The following is a 23,419-nucleotide window of genomic DNA, read 5'->3' on the forward strand; positions in this document are numbered from 1 at the left end:
CTATAGCCTCAGGCTGCCATACCCTCCGTCAGATACAGAAAAATGCGTTGCCTCGGCGCAGCTAGAACACCACTGTGCCCGTGCATTCTGCGATCATCCCGCCAGTGCGACTGGAAAGCGAATCACTACAGGGGACATCACGGCCCCTGCATACTGACAGGCATCGGAGTCGACATGGACAAAACTCGACGTACTGCAATTGCAATGCTTTGCGGCCTCGCCCTCGGCATCGGGTATCGCGGCCGCGCTGGAAGCGCTCAAGGGGCCTTCCCAGTGGAGCCCTTCCGCGGCCAAGTTCTCCGGCTGACAGACTTTGGCGCCAAGGCTGATTGGAACGGTACCCGCGGCACAGACAACCAAGCGGCATTAAATACCGCCCTAGCTAGTGGCGCGGCAATCGCCATCCCGCCTGGTCGCTTCAAGATCGGGGCGACAGTTAGAGTACCACCCGGTGCCCGCATCATCGGCCAAGGTGGCGAATTAGTCTTTGTCGAGGGCTCGCTTCAGCTGGATACCAGGTGCATCTGCGACGGAGTATTCATCTCCGGCAACGGGAAGACCAATCGAGGCAATGGCTTCAGCATTCTGGCAGGCGCAAATGGTGTAACCCTCATAGCCCCCAAGGTTCGTGACGTTCACTACAACGCCGTTGACAATAGCCACGGCGCTGCCGATCTGGTGGTTATCAATCCAGATTTCGCGAACACTGGTGGCGAGAACATCAATCCAACCTATCAAGGATGCGGGGTCTACTCAACCAACGGAATTCGCCTACGCGTTATCGGAGGCGAAATGCAACGCTCATATGGTCAAGGTGCAGTCTTCGTAAACGGAGGAAAAGACTATGAGATATCGGGTGTCAATATACATGACACCTATTATCGTGGCATAACGACGTATAACAACCCTACCGGCGGACTGATCGCACACAACACGATCAAGCGCACCGGTGCATTAAAGCCAAAGGGCTCCTCTGGAGTCGGTACGAATGGAATCTATTTGATTCACTCCACAGCTGAGGACTGCATCGTAATTGACAACGAGATCGAAGATGCGGGGGAAAATGGGATCGAGGGAAACGGTACCATTCTAAACAACAAGATAACTCGCACTGGCTACAATGACTTAGCAACACCCAGCAAGGAGGGCATCTATCTGTATAGCGATGCAATCGCCAGAGGGAACATAATACGCGACTCAACTGGAGATGGCATCAAGTGTTACACAAACGGCAGGACCCGTCACATAGTCGCCACTAATAACGTCATCTACACGCCAACCGAAAGTGGAATATCCATTATCACCGACGGCGCGGCGACAATATTTGGCGAACTGAAGATCGAGGGCAACATAATATACGGATATAATAACGCCGCCAAAGCCGGTATCAGCATCACCGGTAAGAATGGTGGGCGTTATTCTGAGGAAAATTCCACAGTACGAAACAACCGTGTCGTCGGTCGCCCTAATAATTCAGTTCATCGCGCCATTACGGCAGTCTCCGGAAATAGTTTTGACGACACAAGGCAACAACAGAAGAATTCCAATTAATAACGACCAACCGATGGATCAAGGAAACGCTCTGGTAAAAATCTCCCATCTACTTCTCCGCAATCAGGATCAACCTATACTATCCCGGCCTAAAATGATCGTCGCACACCGACACCGAGAGGCTGGAGACCCTTTCGCTCCCCACCTCTACTCGCAGAACCCTCAGCAACAATCCTTGCCCCCAACGCTCTTGCCCGCTGTTGCCTTGTCACAATCTGAAGAGACGCTATCGCAAGCGCCACAGTCATCACGATAAGACTAACCAAATAGAATGACGAGATATTATTTTCTAACGACAATCTAAAAACAAGAACGAACACTATAGGAACCCACGCCCGGTGACGTTTCCAAACCAACCGCAGGCCTATCCCAATAGCCACGATTAGCGCCACCAGAGCAAGCAGACCAAAATCCACCAGCACTAGCAGAAAGTCATTATGAGGCATCATTCCACCCCAAACACGGGTATAGCCGCCGAAGCCTAACCCAAAAAGTAGTTCCTCCAGGGGTAGTGATTTAATGAAATCACCGAAAACTACGTATGCGTAGAAGCGCCATGTGAGTGAACTCTGATATTCATCCCCAAGCTCCTGGATAGGACGACCGAGTCGCGCCAACTCCACGACCTGATCCATCGCGCCGTTCCAAATAAGCTGAAATGGGCCAAATATTTTACCGAAAAGCTCAATATCCATCGCGTAGATTATATATCCAGATACCACGACGCCGATCACCCCGACGAGCAGAAGACGTATAATGGAAGTAAGTCCAAACCTTCTCATATTCAGGAAGGCGGCAAGACTTAGAATACTGGCACCAGTGGAGGTCGAAAGCATACACATTGCAACAGGTATTACCTTCTGCCTCACGCGCGCCAGAGAAACGGAATTAATAACATAAACAAATGCCAAGCTACACAATGCATAACTTCCGAGAATATTGGCATGTTCAAAATTAAAGAATTGCCTCCGCAGGGGATTCGCCACCCCAACAGACACAACGAACGAGATACAAAAGAAGAAAATAAAGCAATTCAACACGATTCGGCAAACCGCAGCTATTTTTTTTTCGCTCAAATTGAGCACGAGCAGTTTTACACTGTAGTAAATCGGCACCAATGACACGTATCTTAAAAAAGAGTCGAGGTCATCGCTCAGAAGGTACCACCAAACACACATTATTAAGTAGGACGACGCGAGAAGTATGCCGGCCACACCAACTCGCGCAAATGTACGCGGCTGGGCCAAAAGCACAAAACAAACGCCAATAGCAGCGCAACTTGTAAGCAAGAAGTTAGCCGCTCGCACAGGAGATAGAAAATCGATTGATAGTTTCATAAAGAAGAGAACTACCAATAGTACGTCCGATCTCATGCAGTCTCCGATCGAATCGGCCTCGCAGGATTTCCAGCAACCACGGCACGGCTTTTTACATCATGGACAACGACAGAGCCCGCACCAATCTTGGCATGGGAGCCGATCGAGACAGCACCTATAATGGTGCTACTGCAGCCAATGTCAACGTGATCCCCAATGATGGGGGCATCGCTCGAAGCGAGTCGAGCCCCGATAGTTGTATTATGACGAATAATGCAATGCGATCCGATTACCGTGGCTGGATTTATCACAATCCCTTGTGCGTGATATATGGTCAAAGGGCCTTTTACCCTTGCCTTCCACGGCAATTCGCAACCGAAGAACCATTCCACCAGAATCCTATAGAATACGAACAGCGGAAGGGCAAGAATTCTAACCAAGCGGCCTTTTAGATAAAAGTATGATGTAACTCGGTACATGAAAAGTATGAACTGTATCCTCCCACTATGGCGGTTACAGGACCAATCACAAAATAGAAACCCGATAGCGCCCATAATTTCAGCCTATTTTAACCTAATGCCAACTGGAGATATATTCTCTCGTCCAACAAGTCATTAAGCAGATTTCGCGAGAATCGACCTACCGACGTTCTTCACGATAATCTCCCCTGCCCTCCGGGCCATGCGCCAGCGACCTTCTGCCGACGAACGAATGACCCTCATGGGAATTCGCAGTGCACGAAGAATGTATCCAGGTGACCTTATGGGCTTCAACCTCTCAGGCCAGAGGAAGTCGTAGATATCTGTATGCGAGACCTCCACACCAATCTTTCTTAGGTTACTTTCGACCAGATCCGTATGCTTCTCCTTCTGCAAAGCTCGCTTCGTTACCCCAATCTGCTGAAAATGCATTCTATAGTTCAAAAGGACCTTTGGAATATTAACTAGCTCACCGTACTGAGCCAGGTCCAACCACAGCTTAAAATCTTCCGTATACTCCCACTCTTTCCTATAGCGCAGGTTATGAAGCCTGAGCGTTGCTGACCTGATCATTACCGTTGGATGAGCAAAACAGCTATGGAACTGCAGATAGGATAGGCATTGCTCATTCAAGACGGGCATCTTGACAATTCCCGTAGCAGCGCCGACCTTCTTATAAAAACTCCCGCAAGCTACAACGGCTTCGTTCGTATCCATCAGTTCACACTGTAGCTTGAGACGATCAGGCAAAGCCTCATCGTCTGCGTCCATACGTGCGATGTACTCGCCGCTTGAAAGTTCGAGTCCCCTATTAAGGGCCGATACGATTCCAGCATTCGCCTGGCGGATCGTCTTAAGACGCGGGTCTCGGTCCACCAGCTCTTGGATAATGTTGCCGGTCTGATCGGTGGAGCCGTCGTCAATCACCAAAAGCTCGAAATCGGCAAAGCTCTGAGCCAAGATCGATTCGATAGCGCTTCGCACGTACTTTTCACCGTTATAGACCGGCATGACTACTGAAATCTTCGGCATCTGCATCACCCAACCAAGCTGACAATACTACTTTCTTTTGTCCATGAATTAATGTATCCCGAATTCTTTCCATATGAATTATCGGAGACCGTATTAGGCATATCTAGAAGACAAGCTAAGATATGCCCATGCAAGCGATCCGTGAGGACATGCTCGTGGGAAGAAAAGAGATCGATTGCCTCTGCTATGAGACGATCTGCGTATTTCATCCATAGCATCATAGCCCTCATGGAAAATGGCCTGTCTACGCGAAGCAAATGAAGTGCTTTCGTTATCCTATAGAACAGGAGAATCCGCTGCGTACGATTAGCACCTACCACCTGCGGCCAATCAGTCTGCGTCCGCGATTCACTAATGGTCCGCGTTCCGATTTCGTCATCGGTTCTAAAAAATCCCAATACCCCGCTACCCGATCCTACGTTCGGCTTTAATGGCCACAATTGGTGAGCCATATCCGGCACGAGATAAACGTGTCTCGACATTGGCTTCGCAAGTTCGTAAGACGCCGCATCCCTTACAAATATATGTAGATCTTGGTGCTTAGCCAATAAATCCACAGATTTCTTATAATTCTTGGCAGATTTGAAGTGAATCGATTGAGGAAGTATTATTATTCTATTATTTCCTAGTCGATTAATCGCTTCCTCTCTGATTTGCTGGGGCCCAGAATACAAATCGCCGAAATTCCCGCCGCCTTGGAACACTACCACATCTCCCGGCCTTGTCCAATTCGGTCGGTAGTTGTAGTAACCAGCCATTAGTGAGAGTCTGATTTTGTTCCTCGAGAAGAACTTCATCGCCCCCTTCATAATCAATAGATCACCAATATTTCCGTGAATCGGCACATCGATATAGTTAACCGATCGCCCGTCAATAAGGTCAGAGATCACACGATGCAAACCCTGAAGATGCAGCATCACTTCTCGGTGTTCTTTCTTCATTACTCATACCTTTTGTGTTTTGCAAACAATTTCTCGCCAATTATCTTTGATGCAAATTTCAAATCGGCCTTAGATGGTGCAATTGACGGAATCGGCTGAGCCAAAATGATCTTGTACATCAAAAGGGTGACAACTAATCGTATACACGACCCTAACAATAAAAGAAGAGCCAATGTCACCGTGAGGTTTTCCTGCGAGAGAAATGGGATCAGGAACAACACGGGCAATACCGCGGCCAACTGTCGCGTCAGCACAACGCCTGGTCGACCCATGGCATTGAATTGCTGCGCGAGAATCCACGAGGCGCCGCCGATAACGCTTTCAAACAGCAGTATATTGAACGGCAGAGCAGCCGCTCCAAAGTCCCGACCAAAAACAAAGACTATTAAATGGGTGCTAGCGAGCGATATAATCACCGCAACTGCCAGTAGTGGGAGCAATGTCATTCGAAACACCATGAGAATGGTGTCCTTAGGATCGCCAGTCTCCCGGCCAGCAAAATGCGAGAAGAGCGCCGTGGAAGCCGTTTCTTGGATAGCGCCGATCAGTCTGGATGTAGAGACCGCCACGCTATACAAGCCAAAGTCGCCCAATCCGCCGCGCAATAGCAAATAGACTTTATCCAGATTGGTGGTGACCAAACCTAAAACCACCACTAAGTGATACTTTAATGCTAAGGAAACAAAATTCACTGTGGCATTCTTCGACTCTGCAGTTTTGCTCACCTCCCCAGTTTTTCGGATGATTTTCTTCAGAAGAATCACCACTAAAACTACAGAGCAAACTATCGAGAGGAACGTCTGCGCAGTCAATGCATACTCAAGCGTCAGCCACTGACCCAGAAATCCAAAGAGGAATACAACTAAACTTAGAAACGGAAATAGCAGCTTTCCAATATTGTAAATATTTAGGTCGGATTGCAGCTGCGCCGCGCCAACATATAGGGTGTACAGGGAAAATGCAGTGCAAAAAATGATCGCGAATATCGCATGGCCGCCACTCAATCTCGGTGCAAGCATAAGAAATACCTGACCAATTACAACCGCACTCAACAGCACAGTGGCACTACATTTCCAAAACAAGCCTCGCTGGTCTAGATTTTTATCGGCTCTACTAGCAAAAACAAATGCTTGGCCAAAGCCAAATTGAGCCAGTCCGGAAACCAGTGTTGTAAGCAATATCACCGCAGAGTATGATCCGCGCCCCTCTGGACCGAGGGCTCTGGCCGTCAGCAAGTTCGATGCAAACCCTATGACGACCACGGCAGCAACGGAACAAATCGATTTAAACCAGGCTCTCGCGATCATCAAGTCATCTCAATCTTCTTAGGTCTAACCTATTCTTCGCTGGAAAATATTCATGGCAACTCTGCAAAAAAAATTATGCACGCCCATAAATATCTTCGAAACGGACTATGTCGTCCTCGCCCAAATATGCACCCGATTGCACCTCAATCAGTTCCAATGGAATCTTTCCAGGATTCTCTAGGCAGTGAGGCTCACCAACAGGAATGTAGGTGGATTGATTTTCCGTGAGCAAGTAATCCCGCTCTCCGTTGCGAATGCGGGCAGTTCCAGACACTACGATCCAGTGCTCGGCGCGATGATGATGCATTTGAAGGGAAAGCTTCCCCCCCGGCTTGACAGTAATACGCTTTACTTGATAACGCTCTCCGTTATCGACGGAGTCGTATGCACCCCAAGGACGGTAGACCTTCCGGTGTTCTTTTACTTCACGTCGACCTCTATGCCGTATCTTTTCGACCAGCGCCTTTACGTCCTGCGATTTGTCTCTGTGCACGACAAGCACGGCGTCCGGTGTCTCGACGACCATCAAGTTATCAAGTCCGGCGACCGCTACCAGTCGGTGTGAAGAGTGAACAAGACAATCCTTTGTGTCGTGGATAAGCACATCGCCAGTGGCAAGGTTGCCATCTTCCCCTTTCTCCCCTGCTTGCCAAAGTGCATCCCAGGAGCCCACGTCACTCCACTCCGCGGACATGGGTACCATGCGAGCTCGATCCGTGTGCTCCATTACCGCATAGTCGATCGAGTCACTACCACACTGCTTGAATACCTCCTCGTCCAGGCGAAAGAAGTCGAGATCCTTGCGTCCTCCGGCTACAGCGTCTTGCACTGAGCGAAGCATCTTCGGCTGAAACTTCTCCAGTTCTCCAAGATACGTGGACGCTTTAAATAGGAACATGCCGCTGTTCCAGAAATAGCCGCCTTGGGATAAATAGTCCTTGGCTGTTGCAAGGGATGGTTTCTCGACAAATCTATCCACCTCAAATGCTGCATCCTCGTCACACGGTCCCGTCTTCATATAGCCGTATCCCGGGGCAGGCTCCGTTGGCACGATACCGAAAGTGACTATCGCGCCCTTCTGAGCAGAGGACACACCGGCCATTACTGCATGGACGAATGCGGGGATATTGCGAATCAAATGATCCGACGGCAGAAGGAGAAGGAGAGGATCCTTTCCATCAGCCATAGCCCACAAAGCTGCCACGGCTGCTGCCGGCGCAGTATTTCGCGCGTGAGGCTCCAGAATCACGCTGGCATTCTCAAATCCAGCTTCTCGCGCCTGTTCGGCTACCATGAAACGATGCCCATGACCCGCCATCAAAATGGGAGAGCCGACGCCAGGCACCTCACTTGAGCGCAGAAGCGTGTCTTGTAAAAGCGATCGATTGCCCAAGAGGCGAAGAAACTGTTTGGGATAACCTTCGCGTGATAACGGCCAGAGACGCGTGCCAGATCCACCGCAAAGGACAACAGGAATAATTACGGGCGAAGACTCCATCCCTGTGCTCCTACTCTCTCATGTCTACATCGGGCCGCCTGTGCCAAGAGGACACAGGCGCTTGAAGAACGGCGCGATCTTTGCAGATTCACGCGCCACCTCCCCCAGGCGGGAGGAGAATTGCTTTTCGTGCAAGGCGGAACAATGGCGTAGCCTACTAAGTCGAAAAAGGCTACACCACCGTTGCTCCGCAGTCTTCTCAGGCAGGCGACACACTAATTGGCGGTCTGTGCAATCTCTCGATTTTTGAGCCGCCACCGATTCAAGGATCCAACCGATCTGAGCTTCAGGGCTTCTTATTGCTCTTTATCGGTTGCATAACCATAGTAGGCATAGCGATATCGACCGTATTTTGAACCATAGCCATAGCGGAATGCTTCCGGATCCAGCCCATTAAAGATCACTCCCTTAACGTCGACATTCGCGTGACCCAATTGCTTTGCGCTCTCCGTTATCTCGCCAATTGTGGTCTTCTCAAAGCGAGTAACGAGAAGCACTGTCCCGCAACTCGCTGCCAAAATAGCGGAGTCTGAAACAGCTAGCACGGGAGGCGTATCGATGAGAACGAGGTCGTATTTATCACTGAATTTCTCTAACAAGCTCACCATGCGCTCATTCATCATTAGTTCGGCTGGATTGGGAGGGATAGTCCCAGTCCCGATGAAGTCGAGATTTTCAATCACATTGTGATGGATTACTTGCTCGATGGCCGCCTTGCCAACCAGTACGTCCGACAGGCCAGGATTCCGATCCTTACCGAAGTACTGGTTCAGATAGCCCTTACGCATATCGGCGTCGATCACCAGCACACGTTTCCCACCTGAAGCCATGATGACGGCCAGATTTGCAGATATGAATGACTTACCAACACCCGGGGTAGGTCCGGTAAGGAGCACGCGATTGTTGCCAGCATCCAGCATTGCGAACTGTAACGCCGTGCGTAGACTGCGCAGGCTCTCAATAGAGGGCTCATTCGGGAAATGCTGAGCAAGAACGTGTTGGCCTGGCTTGCGTGAACGAAGCCTTTCCGTTAGATCAACTTGCGATTGGGAAAGGGGCACCGTTGCGTAGACACTCAACCCAGTGTGCTGCTCGATATCCTGGGCATCCGTGATGCCTCCGTATAGCGCATTTCGCACAAACGCAACCACTACACCTAGCATCACACCAAGCACAGCAGCAAGCGCGACAACCAATGGCTTTTTGGGCTTTACGGCTTCCTCCGGGATACGCGCGCTATCTACCAGTCGAACATTTCCCACCTTTCCTGCTTTCACCAACTTGAGTTGCTGCATGTTGTTGAGCAACCCAACGTAGAGATCATTGTTCACCTGAACGTCACGCATCAAACGCAGCGTGTCCTGCTCGAGGTCAGGCAGCGACTTCATCTGTTTGGCCACGCTCCCGACCTTTGCGCTTAGTGCGGCAATCTGCTGATCGATTGCTAACAAGGATGGATGATTTGGCCTGAATCGCGTCAGCAATTCGGTTCGCTTTTGCTTAAGTTCAAGAAGGCTAGTTTCAGATGTGACTGTTTCCTGAAGATACGCCTTACCTTCCTCACTCAGGTTAAATGTGCCGCGCTTATTGCGCATAGCGTTGTACTTGACTTCCGCTCGATCAAGTTCGCTTTTTAGTTGAGGCAGTAGATCACCGAGAAATATCAGTGATTTTTCTGCCTCAGCCGCCTTGCGCCTAATGTTCTGATCAACATACTCGGCGCCGATTTTATTTAGAATCGCGGAGGTCAATGCAGGATTCTTGCCTTGAAGAGCGGCGCCGATGATGCCACTTTGCTTCCCCTTCTCTTCAATCTTCAAATCATCTTGGAGATTTTCCAACGTCTTCAGTTCGGAGTTCCGGACTAGCGAAAACGCCGTGCCAGCTTTTCCCTTGAGCTCCGTGACCAGGAGCTTGATTTCTCCAACCTGCTGATTTACGAGAAGAGGCTCGCCGACCTTGCCCTCAAGTGGATTATCTAGGTCACTCTGTTCTAGCAGGAAGCGGCCGCCACCAAGTAACGTGAGCCGGAACTTCTCGCCTTCCAGGTTGGCTGGCACATCAAAGGTAGCAACTTTGATGGCTTCTGTACCCCACACAAATCCGCCAATCCCAAATAGTCCTGGCTCCGACAGTCGCTTTGAACGGCTCGCGAGCCACTCACCGACCACAGGGAAATACCGAGGCTTAGCATCGATGTAGAGCCGCAGGTCATCGACGGCTTTGCCCACCACCATGCGCGAACGCAGAAGCTCGATTTCAGCTGTGGCTTGAGTTTTCACATCAAATAGCGAAGATACATCGCCCAGCAGACTATTCGCGCTGTTAGGGTTGTCTTCCACCTGCACGAGGATGTCAGCTTCGTAGATTGGGCGTGCAATAAAGGCGTATGCCACTCCTAGCAACACCACCAAAGCTGCGATCCCAGCAATCAACCAACGACTCGCCAGCAGAACATCCAAATATCGAACAAAGTCGATCTCGCCATCAGCAGGTGCGGAAAGGGGCACGTAGGGAGGGTTTTGGTTCATATATAGGACTGCGAATTCGGTTTCAGCGCTCGAATGCGAGGCACCCATGCATCCACGCCCCGCTGAATAAGCTGAAGCGCATCTTCAAAGGCACCACGCGGCTGGCGGTATGGATCGGGGATGTCGAATTTTCCGAGTTCGCCCAAGCGGAAGACTTTGCCCGATGCCGCCAGGTACCTTCTCTGAATTTCATGTTTTTGCTCCTTGTCCATCACCAGAATCAGATCCGCCTGGCCAACGAGCATGCCGGTGAGTGGCTGGGCAACGTGCGATGAGATGTCGAGCCCGGCTTTGGCAAGGAGTTCGGCCGCATTGCTGTCTGCTGGCTTGCCAATGAGTGCGGCGAGGCCGGCAGACGAAACAGTTACGCCTGGCAATGCCTCCCGCAGCAGCCCTTCCGCCATTGGACTCCTGCAAATATTGCCAATGCAGACCACGAGTACAGTCTTGATCATTTGACCGCGTTCGCCGTGGACGTGAAGAAATTCCCGCTCGGCAGCAGTTGGTTGATCACACGGCTCCAGCGGACCACACCTGCGGCATCGACGTAGACGACGTCCCTCGGCTTCAGCTCGAACGACTCGGCCAGGGCAAAGGAGACAGGTGACTTGCCGTCGAGGTGGAACACCTCTGCTTCGCCATCGTTGCTTTTGCGGATAACGTAGAGTTCCTTGGCGTTGGCCGAGAGGGGATTGACGCCGCCGGCTTCACCAATGGCCTCGCTGAGCGTCAGGCGGCCGTTGCGCGGCAGAACGGCAACAGGACGCACGACTTCGCCGGTCACGAATACCTTGCTGTCCTCGCGTTGTTCCACGCGAACGATGTCGCCGTTGCGCAGCAGGATTTGGGCGGGGTCGATGCCTTGCTGCAGAAGCGCAGGCAGGTTGACGACGTAGGTCTTGCCCTCGCGCGAAACGCGGATGCGGCTGTTGTCGCCCGTCAGGACGTTGACACCCCCGGCGCGGTTGAGCGCTTCGACCAGGGTCATGGGTACGTCGTCGACGTTCTGGGGGCCGGGCGTCTTGACTTCGCCGTCCATGTAGACGCGCTTGCTGCGGAAGGCGAGCACGCGTACGGTGACCTGCGGCATGTTGACGACAGGCTTGAGCTGGGTGCTCAACTGTCCGCGGATTTCGTCCGGCGTGCGGCCGAGAACCTTGAGCACACCGGCATAAGGAAACTGGATGGTGCCCGCGGGACTTACGACGTAGCCCGGCACGTTGGCCGCGCCGCTGTAGTTCGGGATCTCGTACGCAGTACCAATCGAGTACGTTTGCGTGGGGAACACCAGTTCCGGGTGGTCCCACACAACGATCGAGAGAATGTCGCCCACGCCCACGGTATAGGGCCTCGGGTCTGCGAACAGCTCCTCCACCCCAGCATTCGCTGGCTGTGTGGATGCCTTCAGCGTGCGCACCAGCGCCGGTGTGATGAGCGTGATCTTGGGCACCGATTCCGGGTCCTCCGGATCGAGCGGTCGCTGCGGGTCGAAGCGCATCCCTGGTGCGAGTGCACAGGAAGCCAGCAACGGAACGATCCCCAGGTACATTACCGCCCTGCCAAACGTCAGCCTGCTTGAAAGCTTTAGCACGTCTCGATTATTCCCTTGTTACAAGAAGGCCCGCATTGTCCGCCGTCTCCTGAGCGGGCTGTATTGCGGGGATTCCGCTTGTCCGACATGGCACACGCTGGTGCCTTTCCGCTTGTTTGCGCAGCTTGCGGATTTGAACCTGGCGGTGTTGGCTTCGTGCTGCTCGGCGCGGTGGCGCGCTCTTTTTGCACTGCGTCATTACGCGAATGACCGGCGAAGTGTATGGCTCCAGCGGCTACATCTTCAAGGCACAAATGGCGTTTTTAGCGAGTTATCTATCCCCACGTAAGAGTGGACCCGCAAAAAGGAGGGATGTGCGCGAAGCGATATTGAGCAAGAATGCGTGCCTCGTCGAGCGTGGGAAATTCCGTCATGCGGCTGCGCATTTCGTCTCGTGACAGCCAGCTTGCTGCGGCTTTTTTCGGCCGTGTTCCTGGCCTGCAAGATCGTCTGATCCGGCGCATCTTGCCCACCGGATTTCCGGACGCCACTATGCTCGCACCCTTCTTCCCGCAATTTGCCAAAGCGCAAAAAAAGAAGGGTGTAGGCGCAGGGAGTCCTACACCCTAACGGGTCAGGCAAGGGGTCAGGCTTGCCGGGGTTGATTATTGATGGGGGTCGGACCGGGTCTTACCCTGCTTTAGTGGGCCCCACGCTTAGGTGGGGAAAGTCATGAATTGGAGCATTGACGGTTGAAGATGGGGGAAGGAGACACTCAGAAAAGCGAAAGCGACCTCCGAAAGACTGTCGTCGCAACGTCTCTCGTCAGTGGACTGGAAACGTTTGACTTCACCGTGTTCGGATTCTTCGCGGCGATGATCGGAGACCAGTTCTTCCCGGCGGAAGATCCTCTGACTTCGTTGCTGTTGGCAGTGGGCACCTTTGGCGTTGGCTTTCTCATCCGGCCGCTTGGCGCGATGATGATCGGTGCCTACGCCGACCGTGTCGGGCGCCGCGCGGCGATGACGAGAACCATCGGCCTGATGACCGTCGGAACGGCGGCCATCGCCCTCTGCCCGCCGTTTGCAATGATCGGTGCGGCTGCGCCGGTCATCATCATCATCGGTCGGGCGCTGCAAGGTTTTGCCGTCGGCGGTGAAATTGGCGTTGCCTCAACATACGTGATGGAAACCGTACCGGTGTCGAGTCGTGGCCGCGTGGTCAGCTGGCAGTCCGTGAGCCAGGGCGCGGCTGCGTTGCTGGGAGCATCCCTGGGCGCCCTTCTCACGAAGGTAATGTCGCCGGAGGATCTGGCTTCCTGGGGCTGGCGTCTCCCGTTCCTGATCGGACTTCTGATCGCGCCAGTCGGCATCTACGTTCGCCGCCAGCTTCGCGAGGCGCCGGTCGCCGACACAAGGGGAAGAGCTGCCGCCGCGCCGCTCGTCGAGCTGTGGCGCGAGCATCGCAGCACCATGCTCCTGGCGATCCTGATCAGGATGGGGTCAACGATCCCGGTCTACGTCATCGTCTACTACATGCCAAGCTACCTGCATCGCGTGATGCACGTACCTGCCAGCACAGGATTTTTGGCTGCAACATTGTCCGCGCTGCTGCTGACTGTCATCCCGCCGCTGTCCGGCCTGCTCATCGACCGCCTGCCCCGCCGCAAGCCGCTAGCCCTCTTCACGGCGGGATGCAAAGTGCTTCTGGTCTTCCCGGTCTTCCTGACGATTGTGCGTGCAGACGGCACGCTGACAGTCCTGGTTGGCGTCGGGCTGATCAGCGCAATGGTGGCACTTGGCGCTGCCGTTGGCACCCTGCTTGTGCTCGAGGCATTTCCTGCACGGGTTCGCGCCAGCGGCGCCGCGATTTCGCATGCGCTGAACGTTGCGGTGTTTGGCGGCACCGCGCAGTTCATCGTGACGGGAATGATTAAGTTGAGTGGCAATCCCATGTCGGCGGCCTGGTATATGGCAGCGACATGCCTGCTGAGTTTCGGTGCGGTCGTGCTGATCAAGGAGCAGCGCCCACAAGCCTGAACCGCCCTATCAAGTCAGAATTCCCCGACGCTTCAGGCAGGCCGAGCACTTCCTTACGCTGCACTCGTGCTTCCCATCGCTTGAGGGGTACCGCCGATGCTGCGATGCAGCACAATGCCAAGCGGCGACCCCGTTGCCAACTTAAGGGTGTAGGCGCATCCCTGTGGCGCCTACACCCTCTTTCTTTGCCATCAGCCCAAACGAGCTGTGCGTAGTCGTTCGCCACGGCAGGTTCCATGGCGGAACAGAAAGGCGGCAGGACAATGTGTCCTGCCGCCGCTCAAGCGCGCGCCTCCCCCCCGGCCCAGACGCGCGCCGCCATCCAACGTGCCTACTTGATGCAGGCGAGGTTGATGGCGAGGCCTCCCCAATCGGTGGCCTGGTTGTTGTTGACGTGCCTTGGGCCCGAACAGCTCATATGGATGCGTTTCATGGGATGCCCCCCTTTCCCCGGCTCTTAGGCACGTAAATTCGATGGCTTTGGCGAGCGCCAACGATGAGGTCAATCTAGCTGGCGGAATTGGAATGGCAAATCAGCTCTATGGACGAGGGGCGCACGTCCCACCGCTGGCGCTCAGGATAATGTCGGAGCGCACGGCATTAATCGCGTTGCGCTCTCTCCTCGGGACTTCTGGACTCTCGCAAAGCCTTGATGGACAAGGGATTGCCGACTATGGAGAGTAGTTTTTCGGAGGCTCCTACAGACACTGCGGGCAGCGGTATCCAGTGGCCTAAAAATGCTATCAATCCCTACTGGAGCGGGGTACGGCGCGCTAAACAGTTAATGAAAAAGTATTAGGTCAAATGACCGGAAGAATTTTCATAGCAAATGGAACGTCGTCGAGTACGCCGACTCACCGCGAATGTGCCACGCTTGCACTGAACGCGGAGCGCACGAACATCAGGCGCCCCCCTTTCAATCCCCTCCATAGAGGGGATTGAAAGGGGATAAGCCCAGAAATATCGCAGCGCAGCAAAGCCACTTATGTCAGACCTTAAAAGATTGGAATTCCTATTTCCGGCAGGTTTGGTTAAATTGACCTCAATTGCAGGAATCGGGGATAAGAATGCTGCCGGGCTGGAATACCGCATGGCTGCGCGTTTCGAGAGATCTTGATTTTTCCTCCTTGGCGCGTGCTATCGATATGCGGGTAATGCTCAGGCGATACAAAAGTAGTATCGGTTTGCGTCAGTGACAACAATCACATAAGAACGGACATAGCCTGGACCCACGAAAGGGCCGGCTGGCATTTTCTTATTCAGTCGACATTGCTTTTCGTCATCGAAAGCGACGTGGCTGCATTTTCTGGCAGCGCGGCATGCGGGTACTGGCCTGGCCCTGCGGTTACGCAGGCGCCAAGATATCGCCGGCATTAAGGAACGACTAGCAATTACCGGTGACATGGCAGCGGGCGGGCCATTATACCGAGATCCCATCGGCACAAGGATGCCGCCCGCGAGGGCGCACTGATCGCGTTCGTACTCCGCCTGCAGAAAGAGTTTTTAAACGACCACAGTGGCACGCACGCCCCAGAGGCGGCGGCATGCTGCGGCATTGGATGTATGGGGGTCCCACCAAGCAGCAAGGGATAATATGCAGCATTCAGGGGTATTCACGCGTCAGGAACTGGATCGTTATTTTGCATCGTACGTGGGGATGGAAGGAGGCAACCCAAGAGCTCCCGTCTGGATATGCGACAGAAGCCCGCGCGCCTGGTTGGAGCCCCTTGTCGCGCCGCTGCAGCCGCGTGTGGCGCCGCCCGCTTGGGACGCCGAGTTCCGCCACCAGCAGCGGGAAAACATGGGCAAGTGGCTCGGCCATCAGTACATTGCCCGCATCATGGCCGCCGCGCGGGCTGAAGCACTGCGCGTTCGGCTCGCGGACAACGACTGGGAACAATACTACTGGCGCCATCTCTACGCGCCTGGGGGCGCCGAGTTCAGGCTCAGCCTGTTTCCCCTGCCTGCCCAACTCGATGGACGAACGCCTTGGTCCAAAGCGTTCCGAGGCCAGCCCGAACTCGTCCCACAGACGCGCTACGAGGATCTGTGCCGGCATGGCGAACGCTTCCGGTTTCTCGCGAAGACCTGCGCCCGCTGGCGCCCGAAGGTGGTCGTTTGTCTGGGCCATCGCCATACCGACGAATACCTCGAAGCCTTCTCGCTACGCGGGCTCGCCAGCGAAGAGCACGCAATCCAGCCGGCCGACCAAGTCAGGCGCTTGCGCATCTTCGCCAGGGACGGCACGACGTGGATCATCTGCCCAGCGCTCGGCGGCAGCGCAGGACTGATCTCGCAGGTCCAGCTCGATGCGTTTGGCAAGCTTCTAGGCACGCGCCTGGCAGCGAGCGACTTCAAACACTGCCTCGATCTCGATCCCGTCGACAACGCCCCGTGGGCGCAGTTGGAGGTCTTGCCCGATCCGTACTGGAGGAGCCAGCTGCCTGCCGACGCGGCTGGTCGCCATACGGAGGAAGGTGCTCGGCCAGTGTTTCCCAGCAGCGAACACGCTCAGGCGGGGATTCGTGAATCCTTCGCCTAGTATGGGTGTATGCCAAGGGAATCCGCCATCACGAGTCGCGATAAAAGAGCCCGTTATCGTGCCCTGTCTTGGGCCCCGGCAACGCTGGCCTCACGCTCGTCCTGGTCTGACGTGCTGCCGGCATCCGTTGCTAGCCAAGCCTGGCCGAAGGGCAACGGCGGTTGCCGGCCATCAAGCGTCGTAGATCCGCGCGATCACTCGGTAGTTGAAACGTCGGCTCCAGGCAAGCTAACGGACTTTTGGCCAGCGATGCAAGTCGCTTCATCGGCCTTCCAAGACGTTCGCCGGTTGGTAGTTGGCTGGCCGCTTCGATGGGTGAAGCTGCCAGCCAACATATACGAAGTGCTGTTCTCCCACAATGAGTGGCACGATCAACGGACGCCGTCTGGTCTGTGTCAAATCTCCTCTTCATGCTTCATTTTCCGACCGGTGGTATCGGAATGATCCCCGGGAAGACGTAAGCTTGCAGAAGCGCTATCAGGCCGATAACCGCGGCTCCGGCGATTGAGTGCCAGAAAATCGTGCGGAAGATCGGTCCCAGCGCATGCGATCTCTCCTCTGGCTCGTCATAGCATGCTGCGCAGGCCACCATGATGGACTGCGCGTCGATCATTTTTCCCATCACGCCACCGGTCGAGTTCGTGGCGACGATCAGGATCGGATTCAAATTGAGTTGTTCGGCAGTGATTCGCTGTAGGCTACCGAACAGGGCATTGGAGGCAGTGTCGGAGCCCGTCAGGAAGACGCCGAGCCAGCCCAGGTAGGCGGCAAAGAAGGGATACAGGAAGCCGGCCCCAGTGAACGCGAGGCCGAGCACCGCGTCAGTACCGGCGTACCGCGTCAGGAAGCCGAGTCCAAGGACTTGCGCAATCACCAGGACTGGAATCTTCATGCGCTGGAGGGTCTGGGCGAAAGCCGCCTTCCATTGCGCCGCGCTCAGCCTGAGAACCAGGCCGGACAGGATCGCGGCCACGAATACGCCGGTCCCAGCGGCCGAGAGCCAGTTGATGGTGAACCTTGCCACCTCCGGCTTGGCATTGGCTGGCGCCACCGGGGGCATCCGTTGCACCAGGTTGTGCAGGGCGGGCATGTCCCAGACCGGCAGCGAGAGCGTCCCTGAGAATGGTGAGCCAAGCAAGGTCGTGGAAAACGTGATCGAGGAGAACAGGTTGTTCAAATACTTCTTAAACTCCGGTATGCCCCAGATGGCGCAGCAAAGGATCAGGATCACCCAGGGCAGCCATGCGTAGACTGTCTCCCGGGTCGTGTACGAGTACTTCCACTCGGTACTGTCGACCGTGGCTGTCGCGCTGGCCTTGCCGGCCGCAGCCAGCGCCTCGCGCTCGGCCCTGAGCAGGAAGCGTGTCTTCGGATGCCATGCAAAGCGCAGGAACAGTGCGGTGCAGATGACCGAGAACACGCCGGAGACCACATCCGTCATCAGGTGGAACTCGTTGGTTCCTGACGCGAACCACTGCATGACGGCGAACGATGCCCCCGCGCACAGCGCCGCTGGCCACACCTCGAATGCTTCCTTCCAGGTGCCGCCTTCCATCTTCACGAACGTGGCAACAAGCCAGAACGGGACCAGGACCGAGACAAAGGGCAGTTGGCGGCCGGCCATTGCGGACAGCGTGACTTGGTCCAGGCCGCTCACCGCTGCCAGCGTGACGATCGGCGTGCCAATCGCTCCCCACGCGACCGGCGCGGTATTGGCCAGAAGATTCAGGACAGCGGACTGGAAGGGCTTGAATCCCAGGCCCACCATCACCGCACCCGCGATCGCCACCGGCGTCCCGAAGCCCGAAGTTCCCTCGATGATCGCCCCGAATGAAAACGCGATCAGCACGCACTGCAGCCGCCGATCGAACGAGATATGGATGATGGACTCCTTCACAATCTCGAACTTGCCCGTCACTACGGTCATCGTGTACAGGAACATCGCAGCCAGGACGATCCAGATGATGCCCAGGAAGCCGGACAGCGACCCGAGCGCAAAGGCTGACGCCGCCGAGGCAAGCGGCATCCTGAAGACGATGCAGGAGACCAGGAAAGCCGCGATGACGCCATAGAGCGCCGCATAGGGTGCAGAAATGCCGAGGTGTACGTTGCCTTGCGAATCGCGGTGCCGATGCAGGGCAATGAAGTACAAGAGCACAAGGATCGGGATCGCTGCCACCACTGTGGAAAGAAACACGTTCCCGAGCGGATTGTATGTCTGCTGGTACATGGTTTCCCTCATCGGTTACCCCGTTCAAACGAATCGGATGCTGCACATTCAGTGGGCGGATTAGTATCCGGCACGCGAGTTGTTCTTAGGCCGGCGAAGAGCAGCGGGGTCCGCAAAAATTCTACCGCCGCGTGCACCAGCCAGCAAACCTGAAGGTGTTCCTGGATCGTGGCCCGATGTCACGACCGCGCGGCAATAGCGTAATGGACTGTGAGTCATGCAGCGACCGGCGCTGTCAGTTGACGTGCTGGGCTAGCCACCTAAACTTGAATTGATCAGGAGCATTTCCCAGTAATCGGTGGCTGGCCGGAGTCTGTAGAACTGGCAGCTTCCATGCCAACCCCACTTCAATTGTGGCTGGAGCGATGAAATGGGTTCTGAGTCAAAGCCAAATTGGCGCGATCACGGAGTCAAGATCATTCCTGGCTCCCAACTCGATCTCAATACACCTCAAACGCCTGGCATGACGAGAGCGGCCGCAATCACACATGCGCGGGCGGGGGCTAGCAAACTTTGGGCAGGCACGGTCACCATTGATGCCAATGCCAAAACGGGAGCTCACCATCATGGCGAATTGGAAAGCGTCATATACGTTGTGAGCGGCCGGGCACGTATGCGATGGGGTGTAAATCTGGAGTTTGTCGCAGAGGCAGGGCCTGGCGATTTCATCTACGTGCCGCCATTCGTACCTCATCAAGAGATCAATGCAAGCAAAACTGAGGTTCTCAGTTGTGTGGTGGTCCGCAGCGGTCAAGATCCAATTGTCATTAACCTGGATATCAAACCCGCCGAGCCACCGGAAGAAGTCTATTGGGTCGATCCCATTCATCCGCATCCGTGAGTCCGACATGGGTATGAGCGGTTGGGGGGCGGATGAACGGCGGTTCAGGAACGTTCGGCGGAAAGAGCCCGCCGAAGACCGAATGCGACAAGATCAAGCCCCGGCCAAGGCGCCGGGCACAAACGGCGGCGGCCCTTAACCGGCTGGACCTGGAGCGGGCCATCGCGGCTTCAACCGCCCCCTGAGCAGGACTCTGCCGCTTCCGGCCAGCGCCACCGCCCGATGGGGCCACCCATCAAGAAGTTAACTACCACGCACAAAACGCCCGGCCGTGCCGGGCTGGCGCTGCGACTCTTCAAAAAGGCTGGACAGTTGGTGTTTGCGCACTCCTGATATATTACATATCTGGTGGGATTGCCGTGACGATCGACGTAGGCCACCGGTGTGCGATTCAGGGAATCGTCGCCGGTTGAAACCGAGTACAGCCGAACATGACAACTACGATTATTTATACCCATACCGCGTGTCTCGAACACCGCCCCGGGCCGCACCATCCGGAGTCGCCTGAACGCCTTAGAGCCGTCGTGCAGGCGTTGCGAACGCCGGAGTTCGCTTCGCTGGAATGGCGCGATGCGCCAATGGGCACCGTCGAGCAGTTGCAATTGATCCACGATTTGCACTACATCGACGAGATCGCGCAAAGCGCCCCCACCCAGGGATACGTGCCGCTGGACGCGGGCGATACGATCATGTCTCCGGGCTCGTGGGAAGCCGTCATGCGCTGCGTCGGCGCTGCTTGCGCGGGTGTCGATGCGGTGATGGACGGCCAGGCGCGTAACGTGTTCTGTGCGACGCGGCCGTGCGGCCATCACGCTGAACCGGCGAAGGCGATGGGCTTTTGCATTTTCAACCAGGCGGCGATCGCGGCAGCCTACGCCTATGAGGTCCACAAACTCGAGCGCGTCGCTGTGGTCGATTTCGATGTGCATCACGGCAATGGAACGCAGGCAGCATTCTTCGACCGCCCGGAGCTGTTCTATGCATCCAGCCACCAGTCGCCTTTCTATCCCGGTACTGGAGCCCGGTCCGAGACAGGGGTGAACCACAATATTGTCAACGTTCCGTTGCCTCGCGGCTGTGAGCCGGCGCAGTTCCGTGCCGCGATTTCCGCCCTTGTGCTTCCCTCGCTAAGGGCATTCGCCCCCGAGATCCTCATTGTCTCCGCGGGATTCGACGCGCACCGCCTGGATCCCCTCGCTGGCATGAACCTGGAAGACAGCGACTTCCATTGGATCACCAAGGAACTGATGCAGATTGCCGACGAGACGTGCGACGGCCGCATCGTATCGATCCTGGAAGGAGGCTATAGTCTTGACGCATTGGCTACGAGTGCAATGGCTCATGTCAGCGCTCTGATGCAGCTCGATGCCGGGTGAAGAGACAGCGGTGCGACCGCGTTCAGCGCCGATAATACGTCGTCGCGCATGATGGTTGCCCCGGAACTCTTCATGACACTGTCCAGCGTTGCACGCACGCTCGCAGGCGCCCTCGCGGCTCCGACGATCCAGGCGGTCGCGCTACGTGAACTCAACAAGAATCCATCCTAGGAGACCTTTGGGGTACCTCCAGCGCTGCATCAGGAACTGAAGATTTCCAGGTGCCCTTCTCCCATCGGCCGTTTCTTGCCGGCCATCAAGCGACATCCCCGCAGAAGACCGCGCGGACGCTCAAACGTCAGGTATGGCCAAACAGCGGACGCTTGACGCGCGCCGCAACTGACGTGGGATCGTCGGCCACTCACGAACCATTGCCACCCTTTGAGGAACGGCTTGCGCATGGGAATTTGTTCTCGGCGACACTCATTCGTGCCATCATCGGCTGCGGGCAAGGGATGCTTTCTTTTGTCGGAGGAGGCTTCTTCAGCCTGGCTCTCTACGAGCATGCGAAGGCGGCGTTGTGCGACAACTGACCGCCGTTTCTACCCAGCACGGAGGAGGTGAAAATGGTCGAATCAAGAAATGGACTTTGGAGGCGGACGGGCGCAATGCTGGCCGCAGCCGGACTCCTGGCGCTATCGGGGGCTGCCCTGGCCACCAACCAGTCGCAACAGCGCCAACAAGGCAGGGACGCAAACCAGGCTGCCAAACAGGAAGCGCGCGCGGGCAAGGTCGACTGCCGGGCTGCAAACCAGAAAAGCAACTCCCAGTGCCGGCAAGACAAGCGCGACACGAAGCAGGAGGGCCGCCAGGAAAAACGGGACATCAAGTACTAGCGCGGCCGATGCTGGCCGACGAAACGATGCTACGTATTCGTGCGGCCGCTTTCTGGCGCGGCCCTGTTCACGCGCAACCGGCCAACTACGGCCACTCGACTGCGCTCTCAGGCCGACATTCGAATGTCGGCTTCTTTCTGAAAGTGCTGCTTGAAGACGCCATTGCGACTGCCCCGGTCTGAACGGCAGCAGTGGGTCAGGGACGATCGCAGGTTCCCAGCGTGCATCCGACGGGACGACCGGCCAGGACCGGTCGGTCGTCGAGCCCGTCAATTTTGGGCTCTGGACCTCGCACCATTATTTCACTTCTCGTCGGGGCCCTTGTATGGCTGAAGTTTCCCAAGCACTTGCGCAACCAACGGCACTGTGGTGATGACCCCTACAGCGAGCAGCGTCCAGCCGACGGCGCGGCGTTGTTCCGGATTCATTCGGTCGCTGAGCAACAGTGCGAGGCCCGCAGCGCCTGCCGCCCGTGTTCCGGCAATCAATCCAATTTCTGGAATGGTCAGTGATACCTGTTTCATCTGTGCCTCCTGGCGGGTTGGACAGATTCGAAGTAGTTTGCGGCGCGTGCGGCACGCGGTCTGTGCGCAAGCCGACACTGCTGACGGTTAAAAGTCAACGAGACACGCTGACGGGACACGGCGAGTCAAGGACGCGAGGGGCGGTTCACCATGGCGACACGGCATTGTCCGCGCGCCGACCGCGGACACTAGGAAAGGGGCCCGCATGGTCGGCGGGCTTGGCCTGTCCTGTGATGATCCTGTGCTGCTACTTGCCTGCGCCCGGCTGCACGGATACAGCAACGGCCTCGGTATAGACTGCTTCGACCCGGCCGCCCTTCTTGATGCTCTTGATACGTTCCGGATCCTCGACCAGGAGGTCCACGGTGCGTCCTTTCGGCCCCTTCAGGGTGACGGTCTTGGTGCTGGTGTTGACCGCGACGACGTCCGCCGTGACGGTCACTTCCCGGCCAATTGTGCCGCCCGGCTTCGCTCCCGGCGCTGCACGATCCGAGATTTCGCGCTCACGCATTGCAAGCGGCCCGCTACCTTTCTTGAGGCTCATGGTCAGAGCTTCTTTGTACTCGATCGTGACGGTATCTCCGACCTTAAGTTGCTCGAAGTTCCTCGCCTCCGGTCCCACGACGAGATCCGTGGTCCTGCCGTCGGCGGATTTCAGCGAGACTGTTCGCGTCGGCACATCGATCTTGACGATCTTGGCGGTGAGTTTCGCCGTGCCGGTCGCGGTCGCCTGTCCAGCTGACTGCGTGACATCCACGCGGGTTCCGGGTTGCGCCCACGCAGAAGCGGTAGCCGCTACCATCACCGCCGCAGCCAGAAGTGTCGTTCGTTTCAAGCTGTATCCC

The 23,419-nt window shown here is 55.8% G+C and carries 20 protein-coding genes; 9 read left to right on the forward strand and 11 right to left on the reverse strand.

Annotated features, from left to right (window positions below):
* Positions 1-174 precede the first annotated feature (174 nt).
* Positions 175-1,551 (forward strand): right-handed parallel beta-helix repeat-containing protein, encoded by a 1,377-nt coding sequence (locus AC1Q7H_RS12700; RefSeq protein ID WP_492381363.1) that lies wholly within the window; start codon positions 175-177, stop codon positions 1,549-1,551.
* An 89-nt stretch (positions 1,552-1,640) separates the two neighbouring features.
* Here AC1Q7H_RS12700 and AC1Q7H_RS12705 read toward each other — a convergent pair whose 3' ends face one another.
* From AC1Q7H_RS12705 to AC1Q7H_RS12740, 8 genes are all read right to left on the reverse strand, one after another.
* Positions 1,641-2,924, reverse strand: a complete 1,284-nt coding sequence (locus tag AC1Q7H_RS12705; protein WP_492381364.1) for a hypothetical protein — start codon at positions 2,922-2,924, stop codon at positions 1,641-1,643.
* A gap of 557 nt (positions 2,925-3,481) precedes the next feature.
* On the reverse strand, positions 3,482-4,378 hold the full coding sequence (locus tag AC1Q7H_RS12710; protein WP_492381365.1) for a glycosyltransferase family 2 protein: 897 nt from the start codon (positions 4,376-4,378) through the stop codon (positions 3,482-3,484).
* 5 nt (positions 4,379-4,383) lie between these two features.
* Positions 4,384-5,319 carry a polysaccharide pyruvyl transferase family protein gene (locus tag AC1Q7H_RS12715; RefSeq protein WP_492381366.1) on the reverse strand — a complete coding sequence of 312 codons (936 nt, stop codon included), beginning with the start codon at positions 5,317-5,319 and terminating at the stop codon, positions 4,384-4,386.
* Positions 5,319-6,626 carry a lipopolysaccharide biosynthesis protein gene (locus AC1Q7H_RS12720; protein ID WP_492381367.1) on the reverse strand — a complete coding sequence of 436 codons (1,308 nt, stop codon included), beginning with the start codon at positions 6,624-6,626 and terminating at the stop codon, positions 5,319-5,321. Before AC1Q7H_RS12720 ends, AC1Q7H_RS12715 begins: the two co-directional genes overlap by 1 nt.
* Positions 6,627-6,699: 73 nt before the next feature.
* Positions 6,700-8,124, reverse strand: a complete 1,425-nt coding sequence (locus AC1Q7H_RS12725; protein ID WP_492381368.1) for a mannose-1-phosphate guanylyltransferase/mannose-6-phosphate isomerase — start codon at positions 8,122-8,124, stop codon at positions 6,700-6,702.
* Positions 8,125-8,420: 296 nt separating this feature from the next.
* On the reverse strand, positions 8,421-10,655 hold the full coding sequence (locus AC1Q7H_RS12730; RefSeq protein ID WP_492381369.1) for a polysaccharide biosynthesis tyrosine autokinase: 2,235 nt from the start codon (positions 10,653-10,655) through the stop codon (positions 8,421-8,423).
* On the reverse strand, positions 10,652-11,110 hold the full coding sequence (locus AC1Q7H_RS12735) for a low molecular weight protein-tyrosine-phosphatase (protein WP_492381370.1): 459 nt from the start codon (positions 11,108-11,110) through the stop codon (positions 10,652-10,654). The genes AC1Q7H_RS12730 and AC1Q7H_RS12735 overlap by 4 nt, the downstream gene beginning before the upstream one ends.
* Positions 11,107-12,246 (reverse strand): polysaccharide biosynthesis/export family protein, encoded by a 1,140-nt coding sequence (locus AC1Q7H_RS12740; protein ID WP_211981490.1) that lies wholly within the window; start codon positions 12,244-12,246, stop codon positions 11,107-11,109. Before AC1Q7H_RS12740 ends, AC1Q7H_RS12735 begins: the two co-directional genes overlap by 4 nt.
* 372 nt (positions 12,247-12,618) lie before the next feature.
* Here AC1Q7H_RS12740 and AC1Q7H_RS12745 point away from each other — a divergent pair, with 372 nt between their 5' ends.
* The 3 genes from AC1Q7H_RS12745 (at position 12,619) to AC1Q7H_RS12755 (ending at position 16,767) form a co-directional block, all read left to right on the forward strand.
* Positions 12,619-12,816, forward strand: coding sequence for a hypothetical protein (locus tag AC1Q7H_RS12745; RefSeq protein ID WP_492381371.1), 198 nt, complete (start codon positions 12,619-12,621; stop codon positions 12,814-12,816).
* A 128-nt stretch (positions 12,817-12,944) separates the two neighbouring features.
* Positions 12,945-14,225, forward strand: coding sequence for an MFS transporter (locus tag AC1Q7H_RS12750; protein ID WP_492381376.1), 1,281 nt, complete (start codon positions 12,945-12,947; stop codon positions 14,223-14,225).
* Between the two features lie 1,801 nt (positions 14,226-16,026).
* Entirely contained in the window at positions 16,027-16,767 is a 741-nt protein-coding gene (locus tag AC1Q7H_RS12755) for a transcriptional regulator (RefSeq protein WP_249221288.1), read from the forward strand.
* A 415-nt stretch (positions 16,768-17,182) separates the two neighbouring features.
* Here the strand turns inward: AC1Q7H_RS12755 and AC1Q7H_RS12760 are convergent, their stop codons facing one another.
* The gene (locus AC1Q7H_RS12760) at positions 17,183-18,997 is read right to left on the reverse strand and encodes an L-lactate permease (RefSeq protein WP_153957052.1); all 1,815 of its coding nucleotides are present in this window, start codon (positions 18,995-18,997) and stop codon (positions 17,183-17,185) included.
* Positions 18,998-19,367: 370 nt separating this feature from the next.
* Here AC1Q7H_RS12760 and AC1Q7H_RS12765 point away from each other — a divergent pair, with 370 nt between their 5' ends.
* From AC1Q7H_RS12765 to AC1Q7H_RS12785, 5 genes are all read left to right on the forward strand, one after another.
* Positions 19,368-19,838, forward strand: coding sequence for a cupin domain-containing protein (locus AC1Q7H_RS12765; RefSeq protein WP_013953069.1), 471 nt, complete (start codon positions 19,368-19,370; stop codon positions 19,836-19,838).
* A gap of 431 nt (positions 19,839-20,269) precedes the next feature.
* Positions 20,270-21,214: a histone deacetylase family protein gene (locus AC1Q7H_RS12770; RefSeq protein WP_013953070.1), complete on the forward strand. Its 945-nt coding sequence runs from the start codon at positions 20,270-20,272 to the stop codon at positions 21,212-21,214.
* A gap of 221 nt (positions 21,215-21,435) precedes the next feature.
* The gene (locus AC1Q7H_RS12775; RefSeq protein ID WP_148271662.1) at positions 21,436-21,747 is read left to right on the forward strand and encodes a hypothetical protein; all 312 of its coding nucleotides are present in this window, start codon (positions 21,436-21,438) and stop codon (positions 21,745-21,747) included.
* A gap of 33 nt (positions 21,748-21,780) precedes the next feature.
* Positions 21,781-22,050: a hypothetical protein gene (locus AC1Q7H_RS12780; protein WP_013953073.1), complete on the forward strand. Its 270-nt coding sequence runs from the start codon at positions 21,781-21,783 to the stop codon at positions 22,048-22,050.
* Positions 22,051-22,058: 8 nt separating this feature from the next.
* Positions 22,059-22,232, forward strand: a complete 174-nt coding sequence (locus AC1Q7H_RS12785) for a hypothetical protein (protein ID WP_492378072.1) — start codon at positions 22,059-22,061, stop codon at positions 22,230-22,232.
* A gap of 120 nt (positions 22,233-22,352) precedes the next feature.
* Here AC1Q7H_RS12785 and AC1Q7H_RS12790 read toward each other — a convergent pair whose 3' ends face one another.
* The gene (locus AC1Q7H_RS12790; RefSeq protein ID WP_492378071.1) at positions 22,353-22,574 is read right to left on the reverse strand and encodes a hypothetical protein; all 222 of its coding nucleotides are present in this window, start codon (positions 22,572-22,574) and stop codon (positions 22,353-22,355) included.
* Positions 22,575-22,821: 247 nt separating this feature from the next.
* Complete coding sequence (locus AC1Q7H_RS12795; protein ID WP_492378070.1) at positions 22,822-23,409, reverse strand: hypothetical protein; 588 nt, start codon at positions 23,407-23,409, stop codon at positions 22,822-22,824.
* Positions 23,410-23,419: the final 10 nt, after the last annotated feature.

It is taken from the genome of Cupriavidus sp. GW823-FHT06D04, from assembly GCF_058795055.1.